Raw genomic sequence first — 14,422 nt, forward strand, 5'->3', positions numbered from 1 at the left:
CGCCCGCTCACGAAGCCCAGAACCAGCTGCGCATGTTCCAGCAATTCGAGGAGCAGTTGATATTGGCGGCGAAGCCCTGCAGCCCGTCCTTGATGCCTTCGGCCATCACCGTCTGGTAGATCGGCAGCAGGACGAGATCGTCGCGGATGATCTTCTGGATCTTGCCATAGGTCGCCTTGCGCTGCGCCTGGTCGAACTGGCTCGCGCCCTCGGCCAGCAGTCGGTCGATCTCGGGGTTCTGGTACTGATAGGTGTTCAGGCCGCTGCCGGCCTTGGCCGGGATCGCCTTGCTGCTGAAGCGCGGCGTCACGTCCGGGTCGTTGCCGAGCATGAAGTTCGAGCCGACCATCACGGATTCGAATTTCGACTTCTGCCAGAACTCGCCCCAGATCACGGCGCCCGGCATGTTGTTGATGCGCATGGCGACGCCAAGCGTCCGCCAATCCTGCATCAGGAGCTGCTGCGACTGCTCGCGGCCGGGATTGCCGACCGTGGTCGAGTTGGCGAATTCGAGGCGCACGCCGTTTTTCTGCCGGATGCCGTCGGAGCCACGGGCCCAGCCGGCAGCATCGAGCAGCGCATTGGCTTTGGCCGGATCATGGCGTTGCGCCGGCAGGCTGGGATCATAGGCCCAGGATTGCTGCGGCAGGAAGGACTCGGTCGGCACGGGAAGGCCGTAATACAAGGCCTCGATCCGCGCCTGCTTGTTCATGCCGAGATAGAGCGCTTCCCGGACCGCCTTGTCGGCGAAGGGGGCGAATTCGAGGTTGAGCGCGATATGCTCGATGAAGGCGGTCGGCGAGAGCGAGAGCTTGCGGCCGCGCAGGCCTTGCGCCTCCTTGACGAAATGGGCGGAGATGCCGCTGAGCCCGAGATAGTCGATCTGCCCGGTCCGGAACTGCGTGTAGAGCATCGTCAGGTCGGGGATGTATTTGAAGACGACCCGCTCGAGATAGGGGCCCTCGCCGTGATGGGCCGGGTTGGCCTGGAGCAGCAGATGGTCGCCCGCGACGCGCTCGCCCCAGCGGAAGGCGCCGGTGCCGACGGGTGCGCTGTTGAACGGCGCGGTGTTGGGATCCTGCGCCTTCTCCAGGATGTGCCTGGGCACGATGAAGGTCAGCGCCAGGATCGAGAGATAGGGCGAATAGGCGCTCTCCATGCGCCAATGGATCTCGTCGGGCGCGACGACGGTGATCTCCCTGACGAGGCTGTGGCCGACGCGGTTGCGGACCCTGAAGCCGGGCGTATTGATCAGGTCGAGCGTGTATTTGACGTCCTCGGCCGTGAACGGCGTACCGTCATGCCATTTCACGTCCCGGCGCAGCTTGATCTTCCAGACCAGCCCATCGGCGGACAGCCCACCATTTTCGACGCTCGGGACCTCGCTCGCGAGATCGGCGACGAGCCTGCCCTGTGGATCGATCGACCAGAGCGGGTTGAAGAGCTGCCACCAGACGCCCTGGTCGACCTCGCTGCCCGGCATCAGCGGATTGAAGACGGTCGGTTCCTGCGAGATGCCCGCGATCACTTGGCCGCGCGGCTTTTGCGGCGGCACCAATGGGCGGGCCTGCGCATATGCGCCCCCGAGACCGCCAAGCAGCGAGGCTGCTCCGGCGCCGAGCCCGAGGCCGAGAAGTTCACGGCGGCTCGTGCCGCGGCCTGCCTTGCTATCGATCATCGCATTATCCCCTTTTATCCTTACGGGCTGTGTTCAGCCTCGAATGATCGCCGGCCGCTGCCGGCAAAGGCCCTCGATCGCCGCGCATCCGTTCGGATGCAGGAGCGGCGATCCGGATTCTTGTTCGAGCATTGGTTTCCTCCGGAAACCGGATCTCCGTCCGATGCCCTCAGGCCGCCCGCCGCAACCCGTCCCGCATCGGCGAAAGATCAGCCTCGGTGACGCCGAGTTCGCCGAATTTCGACGGCAGGTCACGGCCATCCATGATCGCGGCGATCGCCTGCCCCATGGCCGGTGAGGTCAGAATGCCGCAACCGCCCTGCCCCGCCAGCCAGTAGAAGCCCGGCGCGTCCGGGCGCGTGCCGGCCACCGGGTTCTTGTCGGCGACGAAGCTGCGCAGGCCCGCCCATTGGCTCAGCGGCCGGCCGACCCGCAAAAGCGTATCCTGCTCGATATTCTCGATCGCCTGGGCGACATCCATGTCGTCGGGATAGACATCGCCCGGCTCGGTCGGCACTGCGTCAGCCAGGCTGCCCATCAGGCAGCCGGTTTCCGGCTTCACATACCAGCCGTAGCCGACATTGCTGACATGTGGCCAGTCGCGCGTATCGAAGCCGGACTGCAGCGCGAAGGTAAAGGCGGTGCGCCGGTGCGGCACCACGCCCAACGCGCCAAGGCCGGCGAGCCGCGTGACCTCGTCGACCCAGGCGCCGGCCGCATTGAGCAGCAGCGGGGCGCGCAGCTCGCGATCGCCCAGGCGCACCGACCAGAACTCGCCCTCGCGGCGGATCGACTGGATATCGGCCTTCGTCAGGAGCGTGGCGCCATTGGCCTTCGCACCGCGCAGATAGCCCTGCAGCAAGGCGTTGACGTCGATATCCATCGCGTCGGGCTCGTAGACGCCGGCATCGACCTTGTCGGCGACCAAGGCCGGGAAATGCGCGAGCGCGGCGGGGCCGTCGAGATAGTCGGCGCGGGCGCCGACGGAGTGGAGATTGTCGCGCAGGCGGATGAGCGCCGCCTCCTGGCCCGCCTTCGCGACTGTCAGGCAACCGCGCGGCGTCATGATCGGGTGATCGGTGAAGCCCTCGGGCGGCGTCTCCAGGAAGGCGCGGCTCGCCTGCGCCATCTTGCGCATCGTCGTGGCGCTGATCCCGACGGTGAACTGCGCCGCGGTGCGGCCGGAGCTGTGATAGCTGAAATGCTCCTCACGCTCGATCACGGCGACCGAGCCATGGGCGGAGAGGAAATAGGCGGCTGACGCGCCCGCTATCCCGCCGCCGATGATGATGACGTCAACCTGCATCGGCCGAACGCTTTCCTGCACTGCTGCCTGGCAACCGACGACCGGTTGCGCTGATCTGAAGGAGGGCACCGGGACGCCGGCTTGTCGATTTCAATAATTCGAGGTCGAGGGCTGAAAAACTGGAACCACCCCGGGCCAAGTTTCCGGACCGAATTTCTGGCCCTCCGCCTCCAATAATTGAAATCGACAAGGCGCCCGTCGCTGCGCTCCCTCATGGCGCAAGCCAACGTCATGCGAAAGCGATCATGAGCGACACCAGACCATCAGCGGGCGGGCGGCGCCTGATATCCTCGGGCAGTGAATTCGAGCAGACCTATAGCTACAGCCGGGCCGTGGTCGTCGGGCACCATGTCATGCTCTCGGGCACGACCGGCTACGACTACGCCTCGAGCACGCTGGCCAAGGGCGCGCGCGAACAGACCCTGCAGCTCTTCCGCAATGCCTCGGCGGCCTTTTCGCAGGCCGGCGCGACGCTCGCCGATGTCGTGCGGGTGCGGATGTATCTTTCGCAGGCCGAGCACTACGAAGAGATCATGGCCGTCTTCGCCGAGACTTTTCGGGGCGTGAACCCGGCCTGCACGACGGTCGAGGCCGGGCTGTTCGACCCGGAGATCTTCGTCGAGATGGACATGGATGCCATCCTCGATGTCCGCGCTTAGCCTGTTCCCGCACGCGCCCGACGATGTCGTCGCCCAGCTCGGCGCCGAACCGGTCGCCCTGCCGCGCCAGGCCGATGTCGTCGTCATCGGCGGCGGCATCATGGGCGCGGCATCGGCCTATTATCTCGCCGGCGCCGGGCTCAGCACCACCCTGATCGAACGGGACAAGGTCTCGTCGCAGCAATCCGGTCGCAACTGGGGTTTCGTGCGGACGCAATATCGCGACCCGTTCGAATTGCCGCTGGCGATCGAGGCGCTCTCGATCTGGCCGGAGCTGGAACAGGAGCTCGGCCAGGCGATCGGCTGGCGCCGGACCGGCTGCATCTTCGTGGCGGAGACCGACGCGGAGCTGCAGAGCTTCGCGCATTGGCACGAGGTCACGCGCGACATCGCCGTCGATGCCCGGATGCTGTCTGGTCCAGAGCTCGCTGGCCTGATGCCGTCGCTGCGTGGCCAGGCGCCCGGCGCACTGCACACCCCCTCGGACGGACAGGCCGAGCCCGCGCTCGCGACGACGGCCTTCGCCCGGGCGGCGATGCGGCGCGGCGTCCGCGTGCTCGACGATTGCGGGGCGCTCGCGATCGAGACCTCCGCCGGCCGGGTCAGCGGCGTCCTGACCGAGCATGGCCTGATCCGCTGCGGCACCGTCGTCTGCGCCGCCGGCCTGCAAAGCCACCGCCTGCTCGCCCCGCTCGGCCTCGCCCTGCCGCAGCAAAGCGTGCGCAGCACGGTCTCGCTCACCGCCCCGCTGCCGCCGCTCAGCGAAGCCTGTTTCTGCGGCTTTGGCATTGGCTTGCGGCAGCGCGCCGATGGTTCCTGCATCATCGCAGCCGATTCCAGCTCCGATATCGATCTCTCCCTCGATTCCTTCCGCGCCTCGCGCTTCTTCCTGCCCGGGCTGCTGCGCTACCGCAGCGGTTTCGCCTTCAGGCTCGGGCGGCCGCTCCTCGACGATCTGCATGAGCGCCTCTCCGTGCCGAAGCGTGAGCGGCCGGTAGCGCGCCGGCGCCCGCGCATCGCCGCCAATGAGGCTCGCGCAGCCAAGACCGGCGAGAGCGTCAGGCAGCTTTTCACCGGTGCGGACGGCATCGAGATCGTGAAATCCTGGGCCGGCCAGATCGACGTGATGCCGGATGCGCTGCCGGTCCTCGACAGCCCCTCGGAGATCGCCGGGCTGATCGTCGCGACCGGCTTCTCCGGGCACGGCTTCGGTCTCGGCCCCGCTGTCGGGCGCCATGTCGCGAGCCTGGCCAGCGGTGCGGGACCAGCCGCCATCCTCGCGCCGCTGCGCTTCGACCGTTTCGCGCGCGGCACCTATTCGCGCCCGCACGCCCCCCTCTGAGCCCCATTCGGGATGTCGTCATGACCTTTGAGACCGCAGCCCATTACCGGGCCATCGCCGCCACATTGGCGCTGCCCGAAGGCGCCTTCATCGATGGCGCGCTTGCCCGCCCGGCCGATGGAGCGCTCCTGGAAACCGTCAACCCGGCAACCGGAGAGGCTTTGGGCACGATCGCCCATTGCCAGCCCATCGATGTCGACCGGGCCGTGGCCGCCGCCCGGCGCAGCTTTCGCGACGGCGGCTGGTCGCGCTCCGCGCCGGAACTGCGCAAGTCGGTGCTGCTGCAGCTCGCCGAGTTGATCCGCATCCACGGGGCCGAACTCGCCGTGCTGGAAAGCCTCGACAGCGGCAAGCCGATCCGGGATTGCCTGAAGGAGATCACGGTCGAGGTTCCCGCGACCTTCCAATGGTATGCCGAGCTGATCGACAAGAGCTTTGGCAGGGTCGCGCCCACCGGCGAAGAGGCCTGCGCCTTGATCACGCGCGAGCCGATCGGGGTGGTCGGCGCGGTGCTGCCCTGGAATTTCCCGCTGCTGATGGCGGCCTGGAAGCTAGCGCCGGCGCTCGCCAGCGGCTGCTCCGTCGTCGTCAAGCCGGCCGAGCAGACCTCGCTCTCGCTGCTGCGGCTGGCGGAGCTGGCGACTGATGCCGGTCTTCCCGCCGGCGTGCTCAATGTCCTGCCGGGTCTCGGCGAAACCACCGGACGGGCGATCGGCCTGCACGGCGATATCGACGCCGTCTCCTTTACCGGTTCGACCGAGGTCGGCCGGCTGTTCCTGCGCTATGCCGCAGAGAGCAACCTGAAATCGATCGGCCTCGAAATGGGCGGCAAGAGCCCCTTCATCGTGCTCGACGATGCCGAACTCTCGCCGGAGTTGATCGAGAACGCCGTGACCGCGGCCTTCTGGAATGGCGGCCAGAACTGCTCCGCCAATATGCGCCAGATCATCGATCGCAAGCGCCAGGAGGAATATCTCCATCTGGTCACCGAACGCGCCCGCGCGCTCGTCGTCGGAGATCCGCTCGATCCTGCAACCGAACTCGGCCCGATGGTCTCGGCCGAGCATCGCCGGACGGTGCAGGGCTTTGTCGAAGCCGGGCATCGCGACGGCGCGCGCTGCGTCCTCGCCTCCAGCCCGGCATTGCAGGTGCAGCCTGGGAACTTCCTCGGACCGACTGTTTTCGGCGACCTCGGCCCGCAGATGACGATCGCGCGTGAGGAGATCTTTGGCCCCGTGCTGGGCGTGGTCCCGGTCGATGGCCCGGATCACGCGCTGGCGGTCGCCAATGACAGCGATTACGGGCTGCACGCGACGCTCTACACCAGGGATCTCGACCGGGCGTTGTTCATGTCCCGGCGGTTGGCCTGCGGCACCGTCGCGATCAACGGCTTCACCGAAGGCGATCTCAAGACGCCCTTCGGCGGCTATAAGCGCTCGGGCTCGCTGGCCCGCGACAAGGGCCTGGAAGCCATGGGGCAGTATCTGCAGACGAAGACGACCTGGATCAGCATCAGCGCGCCGCTGCGCCAGGGCTGATGCGACGAGACAGGCAGGCCATAGTCATGGCCAGAGGATCAGGCAATGGACAAGGCGATGAGCATGGACAGCTCCACCCGCGCTCAGATCGAGCGCTTCTATGACGGCACCTTGCGGCCCGACGAGATGGTCGCGACGATGTCGACGGATGGCGGCTGGTTTCCCTCCCGGACCATCCCGCGCTCAGCAAAGCCATCCGTGCTGAAGCGATCCGGCCAGGCTTTGCCGAAGCTCGCGATCCAGGACCACGGAACGAGCTTCGATCTCTACGACTATCTCTCGGTCAACCGCGTCGCCGGGCTGATGGTGCTGCGCGATGGCGAGGTAGTCGAGGAGAGCTACTCGCTAGGCATCGGCCCGCAGACGATGTGGAATTCCTGCTCGCTCGCCAAATCGGTGGCCGCGACGCTGGTCGGCATCGCGCTGCGCGAGGGCGCGATCGAGAGCCTCGACGATCCGGTGACGCGCTATGCCCCGCTCGGCGGCGTCTATGCGCAGGTCTCGATCCGACAGCTCCTGCGCATGGCGTCGGGCATCCGCTGGCGCGAGGACTATACCGACCCGACCTCCGACCGCAGGCAGCTGCTGGACATCCAGATGCAGTGGCAGACAGGCGGCATCGCCCGCCACATGGCCGGCCTGCCCGCCGAGACGGCGCCGGGCCAGTCCTGGAGATACAATACTGGCGAATCCTACCTCGTCAGCGCGGTGATGGAAGGCGCGACCGGCACGAACCTCGCCGATTATCTCTCCACCCGGCTGTGGTCGCGCATGGGCGCGGAGGCCGACGCGACCTGGTGGTCGGAAAGCCCGGACGGCATGACCGTATCCGGAAGCGGCATGCACGCGACCATGCGTGATTACGCCCGTTTCGGGCAGTTCGTGCTGGATGGCGGGCGGATCGGCGGCGTGACGCTGCTGCCCGAGGGCTGGACCCATGAGGCGGGAGCGGCCTTCCCGATCGGCGATAAGCTCATCCCCTATGGCTATATGTGGTGGATCCCTGTCCTCGACGATCCCGCGCTCAAGGGCACCTTCCAGGCCGAGGGCATCTATGGCCAGTACATCCATATCAACCCGCAGAAGCGCCTCGTCGTCGTGGTGCTGAGCGCGCGCTCGAAGCCGAGCTTTCGCCAGCGTCTCGAGATCAATGACGACGCCTTCTTCGCCGCGCTGGCCCGCGCGCTATGAGATGACCGGTCCGGAGGCACAACCGCGCCGTGCTGCGCGAGCACAGCACGTGACAACACCATGGGTGACGTCACCGCGCAGCGCGCTAAGCTGACCCGGCCGCTATCGTGGGCTGCCCGCTGCTGCGATCCAGCGCCCGGTAGTAGCCGGCAGGCGCTGAGCCGACGTCTTCGAAGCGAGCCGCAGTTCGGGAGATGTGCCATGAACATCTCGATTTCGCGTCTCCTGCTGATCACCGCAGCGGCGTTCGCGCTGCTCACCGCGGGTGTCGTGGGCTATCTCTTATGGTCGCAGCCCCGGCATTTGCGCGTCGCGGCAGGCCCCAGGGACGGGATCGATGCCAAGCTGCTGATCGCCTTCAATCGCCTGCTCGACGTCAACCATGCCGGGGCGCGCCTGGATCTGGTCGCGACAGCCGATATGCACGAGAGCAATCGGTTGCTGGAGAGACGCGACGTCGATATGGCCGTCATGCGGCTCGACGATCCATTGCCAACCGGGGCGGCGCTGGTCGCATTGCTGCGCACCACTCTCGTGATCGCCGCGGCACCGGCCCGGCACAAGCTGGAGACGCTCGCCGATGCAAAGGGCAAGCGCCTCGGTCTCGTCTCCCGCTCACCGCTCGACGAGCCATCTTTCGTTCGGCTGCTCGACCTGTTGGGCATCACGCCGGCAGATGTTCACCTGACGATCGTGAAGCCCGAGGACGTCGCCAGGCTCATCGCCAGCGGACAGCTCGATTGTGTCGTCGTGCTCGGCGTCCCGGCCGATCCCGTGGTCAGGGACGTGGTCGCCGCGGTGGGCGACAAGAGGAAGAATCCCCCGACGATCCTCAGTGTCGAGCTTGGCGAAGCTCTGAAGCAGAATACCCCGGCCGCCAGCTCCGAAACGATCGAGAAGAACGCATTTCCTCGCCTGTCCATTCCCGATGACGACGTCGACACGGTCGGAGTTCCAATCGTGCTTGCCGCCAATCGCGCAGCAACCGGCCCGATGCGCGTGCGGCTCTACAACAACGCGATCATGGAGGTGACGCGCGGCCTGCTCGAACGGCGCAGCGAGCTGGCGCGCGAGGTGCCGCTTGCCAGCCTGATCACAGCGCCGGACAGCGAGAAGGATGCACGTTTTCCGGTTCACCCCGGCACCGCCGCCTATCTGGAAGATACCGACACGAGCTGGTCGACCCTCTTCAGTGAGCAGATCTGGAATGTCGTGCTGGTCGGAGGGGTCGTCAGTTCGATGCTCGCCGCCGCCGGCGGCTTCCTCCACCAGGGCGGTCCCGATCCTGTCGGCGGGATCCTGTATCGCCTGAAGGACATCACGGAACGCGCCGGAGCCTCGACCGATCCAGCCGACGCGCCAGGGCTGTCTCATGAGCTCGGCGTCCTTGCGATCGACATGGCAACCCTCGGCTACAAGCGCCATTGCAGCTACGAGGAGTTTGCGCCGCTGCAACTCGCCTATGAGAGCGCTCGGGACGCTGTCGCCGCACTGCGCGCCGGGCCACCGCCCACGGCTCGCGGCAATGTGGCATCCGAGGCCGCTATACGATCTGCGTCACTGCAACGGGAGCGCAGCCCATGAGCGCCGAGCGCGACCAGGTCTGACCGATCGACCGCACCTCCGCGCCATTCACTCACGCGGGTGTAACCGCGAGACCAAGGGCTTTCAGAGGCCGGGGCACCGGGAGCGGGGTCGTTCCGGTGCCCTCTCTTTTGGGGCTATTGGCCCACGACGAGTGGAAGCCCCTGCGCCCTGGTGACGACTGGAGGGTTCCATTTGCCGGTCAAGACCTCGGATTTCGGGCCGTAGAGGCGCATCGTCAGATTGAACTCGCCCTTCGGCGCCGGAAGCCAGTTCGCCTCCTTGTCCTTGCCCGGATTGTCGTTCTGGAAATACAAATCGAGCGATCCGTCAGAGTTGAATTTGAACGGCATCCAGCTGCTCACCGCAAAGCGGTTGAGGCTGTTGGCGACCTGGAAGCCCTCCGGGTCGTAGAGCGTGACCGACCAGAAGGCGTTCACAGGTGGCAGGGCGCCCTTATCGAAATGCAGCGTGTATTTGCTGGCGCCGTTGAGCGGCCTGCCGGCTTCGTCACCGAGATTGAGAGGGTAGATCGCATCTTCGGGGAGATTGGCGCCCAGGCCTGCCTGCGCAACGATGGCGCGCTTGAGATAGTAATTTCCGTAGACGCCCATGGTGTCGGTGTTCATCGACCAATGGTTCGCCACCCGGGCAAGCGTCGGGATCTTCCATTCCATGAGCTTCTGCCCGGCATCCGGCGCAGCGTCGAGGCCCTTCTTCACCGCTGGCGGGAGCTTGTCGATATCGAAGCTTTCGCCCGGAACGATGCCGATGCGCTTCATCTGAGCGATGATCGGCTGATCCGTGGCATGCGGCGGATGAAGCTTCAGCAACTCGGCAGCATAAGCGAAGTATTTGGCCGCCGGCATGGTGTCGACCTGAATTTTCGGCGCCGTCTTCATGTCGATGCCTGGATCGATCGTCACCTGGATCGGCTTCGGCGTCTTGCCCCAGTCGGACAGAGCCGTGACCTTGTAGCCGGCCTGGATCTTGTGAACGGCCTCATAATCCGGCGGGCCGTCCGTCTTCGTCCGGCCGATGACCCAGACATAGGGCGTCGTCGCACCAATACCCGTCATTCCGGCTGGGACCGTCCCGGTCCAACCCGGAGGCGTGAGCAGGAAATTGCCGGCTTGCGTCCCCGTCGTCCGCCATCCCGGCGATGCAAAAACGTCTGTCCACATGTCGAGCATTGGCAAAAGATAGAAACGCCCTCCCGTATCGGGGGCAGATACGACTTGCGGCTCCTGGGTCAGATCGAGCCACGCAATAGAGTAGAGCGTATCGAAATTGACCCTGACGACGACCTTCATATCGGCCGGCGGGAACGCTGGCACGTTCACGAACATGTTCATCGGGCCCTTTCCGAATTCTTTTCCGGCCTCGATGTTCGTGGATTGCTTTCGGGTTATATCCATGGTGATCAGCGGATAGAAGTAGAGATAGGCATCGAGACCGATGGCTTGCGCCTCGACTTCGGTCAGCGCCGGCTGCGAGCTCTGGGCCACCGCGCCGTGTACGGATCCAAAACCAAGAAGAACACCAAGAGACAATCCAATCGCAATTTTATTCATTTCACGCTCCCGTTTCCACCAGAGTCATCTAAAATTACAGTTTTGAATCCAGAATCAGCCTTCCACAAATCAGCGCAGCAATTCGCCGATTAAGTAATCAATGGTCTATGATCGACGAACACCTTCGGTCGGCAAGAGCCGCGCAGAATTCATTGTGACCAAGAAGGAGATCACGTCAATTGGGAATGGAGAGGAACAACACTGTGGCTCACGGGGTGCGAAGAGCTGTTCGACCGGTGCTATGAACCGGCCCCGGCAATGACATCGGAGGCCAAAAGGCTCGCTCCTGTCGACGAAACCGGTGCTCTGTCCGCCTCAGATGCCTGACTGCGACGATCGAAGCTTGTTATCTCCTGGGATCAGCGGCGTCGATATCGTCCGACCCAGCGATCTAAGCTTCCGTGTTTGCGCCGGCTTTCCTGAAATCCGCAATCCACGTCTCGGGCCAATGCTGTAGCACCGTCGCGGATACGCGAATGCCGCACAGTCACGGTGCAGATCGCGACGCCGTCGCCGTGGGGATTCGGTTCATCAGACGACGACCGCGGCAATCAGCGTGAATGCAGCGGCAAGCGTGAAGAGAGCGATCCAGGTGGGGTAGCGCGGCGCCAGCCACATCCCAAGGGCGTGAACATGATCCATGCTCGGCCGGATGCTTGTCATGATGGGCTCCATTGCATGTTGCCGGGTTCTGCCCGTCGACGGCGCGGCTGAACCCCAAGGCTGAGGCTGAGGCCAAGGCAGAGGGCCGCTCCGCGAAGGACGATCCGGAGGCGGGCGACGGCCGTCGGCGACATCATCCCAACGGCATCGGACTTGTGCGGTATCGCGCAAATGCCTGCCCCTTGCCGGGCGCGACTGGGATCGTGGTGGGCCGAGGCAAGGTCGGCGTCGGGGCTGGTCTCAGTTCGGTCCGAAGCGAGACGGCCCCTTCACTGGACGCTCAATTGGCGGATTAAGCAAGCAGCCGGCCCGCGTCATCTTGGCCGGGCCTCAGGCGCGGCTTGCCGACGGGCTGACAGGCACAAGCGTAAAGCGATCGCCGGAACGCCGCGGAGCGAAGCTCGTCCTTTGATTGAGGTCGCCGGCCTCATAGCGCATATAGGCCTGGATCGCGGCCATCGCGGCGCCAAGCGAGGCGTAGGGGCCAAATCGGATCATCGAGAGCACCAGCACACCCCGGTTCTGAGGGCCGATCCAGAAGTCGTCATCCTGCCCGGCGACAATCGTTCCGAAATGGCGACCGAGCCGGTCCTTCATTTCCCAAACGCTGCGCTCGAGCTGCGTGACGACGATGTCCATGAACGCCTCCGGCCGGTCGGTTGCGCGCTTGTGCCGGTCGCGAGGATATGGGGACGATGGGTCATGCCGATAAGGTCGACAGCAGGGAGGACAGTCGCCGCAGCGCTCCCGGTCAGCGAAGCCCCCGCTGGAACAGCCCGCTCTGAAGGGCAAGGAGCAGTGCTGCCTCGATCGCCGTCCGGAGCGTCTGTAGCGCGTCATCGCCGCGCGCTGCGACGATCCGGTTGACGCGTAACCGCTCCGCCTTCGGCAGCGCGGGGAGGCGTCGCGATCGATCACGCTCGCCCGCCGGCATAACATTCCGGCATGAAGTCATGCCTGCCGGCTGATTGCCGGCCGGGACCCGGTTCCTATGCTCGGCCCAAGGACACACACACTTCGGATCAGCTCTTCATGGCACATGCGACCACCGAGCACACGCGCCCGGGAGATCACGGCGCGACGGCCGATCGACCTGTCGGGCTGAAGCAGACCTCCTTGAACACGGATACAGCCGTGGAGATGGTCGGGGTCAACAAGTGGTATGGCGAGTTCCATGTGCTGCGCGACATCAACCTGAAGGTGGCGCGGGGCGAGAAGCTGGTGATCTGCGGGCCCTCGGGCTCGGGCAAGTCGACGATGATCCGCTGCATCAACCGGCTCGAGGAGCATCAGAAGGGCCAGATCATCGTCGACGGTACCGAGTTGACCAATGACCTGAAGAAGATCGACGAGATCCGCCGCGATGTCGGCATGGTCTTCCAGCACTTCAACCTGTTCCCGCATCTGACGATCCTGGAGAACCTGACGCTGGCGCCGATCTGGGTGCGCAAGATGCCGAAGAAGGATGCCGAGGAGATCGGCATGCACTATCTCAAGCGCGTGAAGATCCCGGAGCAGGCGCTGAAATATCCGGGCCAGCTCTCGGGCGGCCAGCAGCAGCGCGTCGCGATCGCGCGCTCGCTCTGCATGAGCCCGAAGATCATGCTGTTCGACGAGCCGACCTCGGCGCTCGACCCCGAGATGGTCAAGGAGGTGCTCGACACCATGGTCTCCCTGGCCGAAGAGGGCATGACCATGCTCTGCGTCACCCACGAGATGGGCTTTGCCCGCCAGGTCGCCGACCGGGTCATCTTCATGGATGCCGGCCAGGTCGTCGAGATGAACGAGCCCAACGAGTTCTTCAAGAATCCGCAGCACGAACGCACAAAACTCTTCCTGTCGCAGATTCTCCATTGAGGGCTCGCGGCCCTGCATCCACCGAAGGCGCGGCGCGTTCGAACGCGCCTCGCCACGGGGCGCGGCCGGTGTAATCTGCCGCCCCCTGCCGAGGTGCCAAGACTTGAATCACCGCCAGCTTGAGACGTTTGCCGCCGTGATGAAGTCCGGCACCGTCTCGCGCGCAGCCGAGTTGCTCGGCATCACGCAGCCGGCGGTCAGCCGCACCATCGCCGAACTGGAGCGCTCGGTCGGCTTCCTGCTGTTCGACCGGGTGCGCAACCGCATCATCCCGACGCCCGAGGCGAAGCTGTTTTATGCGCAGGTCGAGGCCTCGTTTCGCGGCATGGACACGCTGCGGGCCACAGCTGCCCGCATCCGCGATCATGGCTCGGGACAATTGCGGATCGGCTCGCTCTCGGCGCTCGGCTCGTCGCTGGTGCCCCGCGCCGTCCGGCGTTTTCGCGAGGGCCATCCCGATATCGGCGTCACCCTGATGGTGCTGCCTTCGCGCGACGTGCGCGAGGGCGTCGTCTCCGGCCAGTTCGATATCGGGCTCGCCGCCGACGAGATCGATGTCAGCGGCGTGCTGCACCAGCCCTTCGTCTCGCCGCGCGTGCTCTGCGCGATCCCGCGCGAGCATCCGCTGGCCGAGCGCGACCTGATCACGCCGCATGACCTGCACCGCCTGCCCTTCGTCGCCTATGTGCCGGAGGACAGGACCCGCCAGCGGCTCGACCTCGTCTTTCACCAGGCCGAGGTCAGCCCGCATGTCGTGGTCGAGACGATCTATGCCGCGACCGTCTGTGCGCTCGTCGCCGAAGGCGTCGGCATCGGCCTGGTCAGCCCCTATGCGGTCGCCGGCGCCGATATGAGCCGGATCGTGCTGAAGCCGTTCGAGCCGGCGGTGCACAGCAAGAGCCTGCTGATCCTCCCGCTCGACCGGCCGAAATCGCAGCTGGTGCGCGATTTCATCGATTGCCTGCTCGCCTCGCGTTAGATCATCGGACCGGACATCGTACCCAGTCCGATGACCTGATCTCCTGTGTTT

At 65.4% G+C, this 14,422-nt stretch carries 12 protein-coding genes; 7 read left to right on the forward strand and 5 right to left on the reverse strand.

Annotated features, from left to right (window positions below):
* Positions 1-7: 7 nt before the first annotated feature.
* Complete coding sequence (locus tag BIWAKO_RS27485; protein ID WP_069881351.1) at positions 8-1,678, reverse strand: peptide ABC transporter substrate-binding protein; 1,671 nt, start codon at positions 1,676-1,678, stop codon at positions 8-10.
* A 169-nt stretch (positions 1,679-1,847) separates the two neighbouring features.
* Positions 1,848-2,984, reverse strand: a complete 1,137-nt coding sequence (locus BIWAKO_RS27490) for an NAD(P)/FAD-dependent oxidoreductase (protein WP_069882852.1) — start codon at positions 2,982-2,984, stop codon at positions 1,848-1,850.
* 245 nt (positions 2,985-3,229) lie between these two features.
* Between BIWAKO_RS27490 and BIWAKO_RS27495 the strand changes: the two genes are divergently transcribed.
* From BIWAKO_RS27495 to BIWAKO_RS27515, 5 genes are all read left to right on the forward strand, one after another.
* Positions 3,230-3,643 (forward strand): RidA family protein, encoded by a 414-nt coding sequence (locus BIWAKO_RS27495; RefSeq protein WP_069881352.1) that lies wholly within the window; start codon positions 3,230-3,232, stop codon positions 3,641-3,643.
* Positions 3,630-4,985 (forward strand): NAD(P)/FAD-dependent oxidoreductase, encoded by a 1,356-nt coding sequence (locus BIWAKO_RS27500; RefSeq protein WP_176733416.1) that lies wholly within the window; start codon positions 3,630-3,632, stop codon positions 4,983-4,985. Before BIWAKO_RS27495 ends, BIWAKO_RS27500 begins: the two co-directional genes overlap by 14 nt.
* 20 nt (positions 4,986-5,005) lie before the next feature.
* Positions 5,006-6,523 carry an aldehyde dehydrogenase gene (locus BIWAKO_RS27505; protein ID WP_069881353.1) on the forward strand — a complete coding sequence of 506 codons (1,518 nt, stop codon included), beginning with the start codon at positions 5,006-5,008 and terminating at the stop codon, positions 6,521-6,523.
* A gap of 63 nt (positions 6,524-6,586) precedes the next feature.
* Positions 6,587-7,714, forward strand: coding sequence for a serine hydrolase domain-containing protein (locus BIWAKO_RS27510; protein ID WP_176733417.1), 1,128 nt, complete (start codon positions 6,587-6,589; stop codon positions 7,712-7,714).
* A 201-nt stretch (positions 7,715-7,915) separates the two neighbouring features.
* Entirely contained in the window at positions 7,916-9,298 is a 1,383-nt protein-coding gene (locus BIWAKO_RS27515) for a TAXI family TRAP transporter solute-binding subunit (RefSeq protein ID WP_069881355.1), read from the forward strand.
* Positions 9,299-9,435: 137 nt separating this feature from the next.
* Here BIWAKO_RS27515 and BIWAKO_RS27520 read toward each other — a convergent pair whose 3' ends face one another.
* The 3 genes from BIWAKO_RS27520 to BIWAKO_RS27530 all read right to left on the reverse strand — a co-directional run bounded on the left by BIWAKO_RS27520 (position 9,436) and on the right by BIWAKO_RS27530 (position 12,174).
* Positions 9,436-10,872 carry a DUF1254 domain-containing protein gene (locus BIWAKO_RS27520; protein WP_069881356.1) on the reverse strand — a complete coding sequence of 479 codons (1,437 nt, stop codon included), beginning with the start codon at positions 10,870-10,872 and terminating at the stop codon, positions 9,436-9,438.
* Between the two features lie 531 nt (positions 10,873-11,403).
* Positions 11,404-11,535 (reverse strand): hypothetical protein, encoded by a 132-nt coding sequence (locus BIWAKO_RS37170; protein WP_274533595.1) that lies wholly within the window; start codon positions 11,533-11,535, stop codon positions 11,404-11,406.
* 330 nt (positions 11,536-11,865) lie between these two features.
* Positions 11,866-12,174 (reverse strand): BTB/POZ domain-containing protein, encoded by a 309-nt coding sequence (locus tag BIWAKO_RS27530; protein WP_069881358.1) that lies wholly within the window; start codon positions 12,172-12,174, stop codon positions 11,866-11,868.
* 501 nt (positions 12,175-12,675) lie between these two features.
* On the opposite strand from BIWAKO_RS27530, the gene BIWAKO_RS27540 reads away from it, so the two are divergent.
* A complete protein-coding gene (locus tag BIWAKO_RS27540; protein ID WP_069882854.1) occupies positions 12,676-13,392 on the forward strand; it encodes an amino acid ABC transporter ATP-binding protein in 717 nt (238 codons plus the stop codon).
* Positions 13,393-13,495: 103 nt separating this feature from the next.
* Positions 13,496-14,371 carry a LysR substrate-binding domain-containing protein gene (locus tag BIWAKO_RS27545; protein ID WP_069881360.1) on the forward strand — a complete coding sequence of 292 codons (876 nt, stop codon included), beginning with the start codon at positions 13,496-13,498 and terminating at the stop codon, positions 14,369-14,371.
* Positions 14,372-14,422 lie beyond the last annotated feature (51 nt).

Origin of the sequence: Bosea sp. BIWAKO-01 (genome assembly GCF_001748145.1) — a bacterium.
Lineage (GTDB): Bacteria > Pseudomonadota > Alphaproteobacteria > Rhizobiales > Beijerinckiaceae > Allobosea.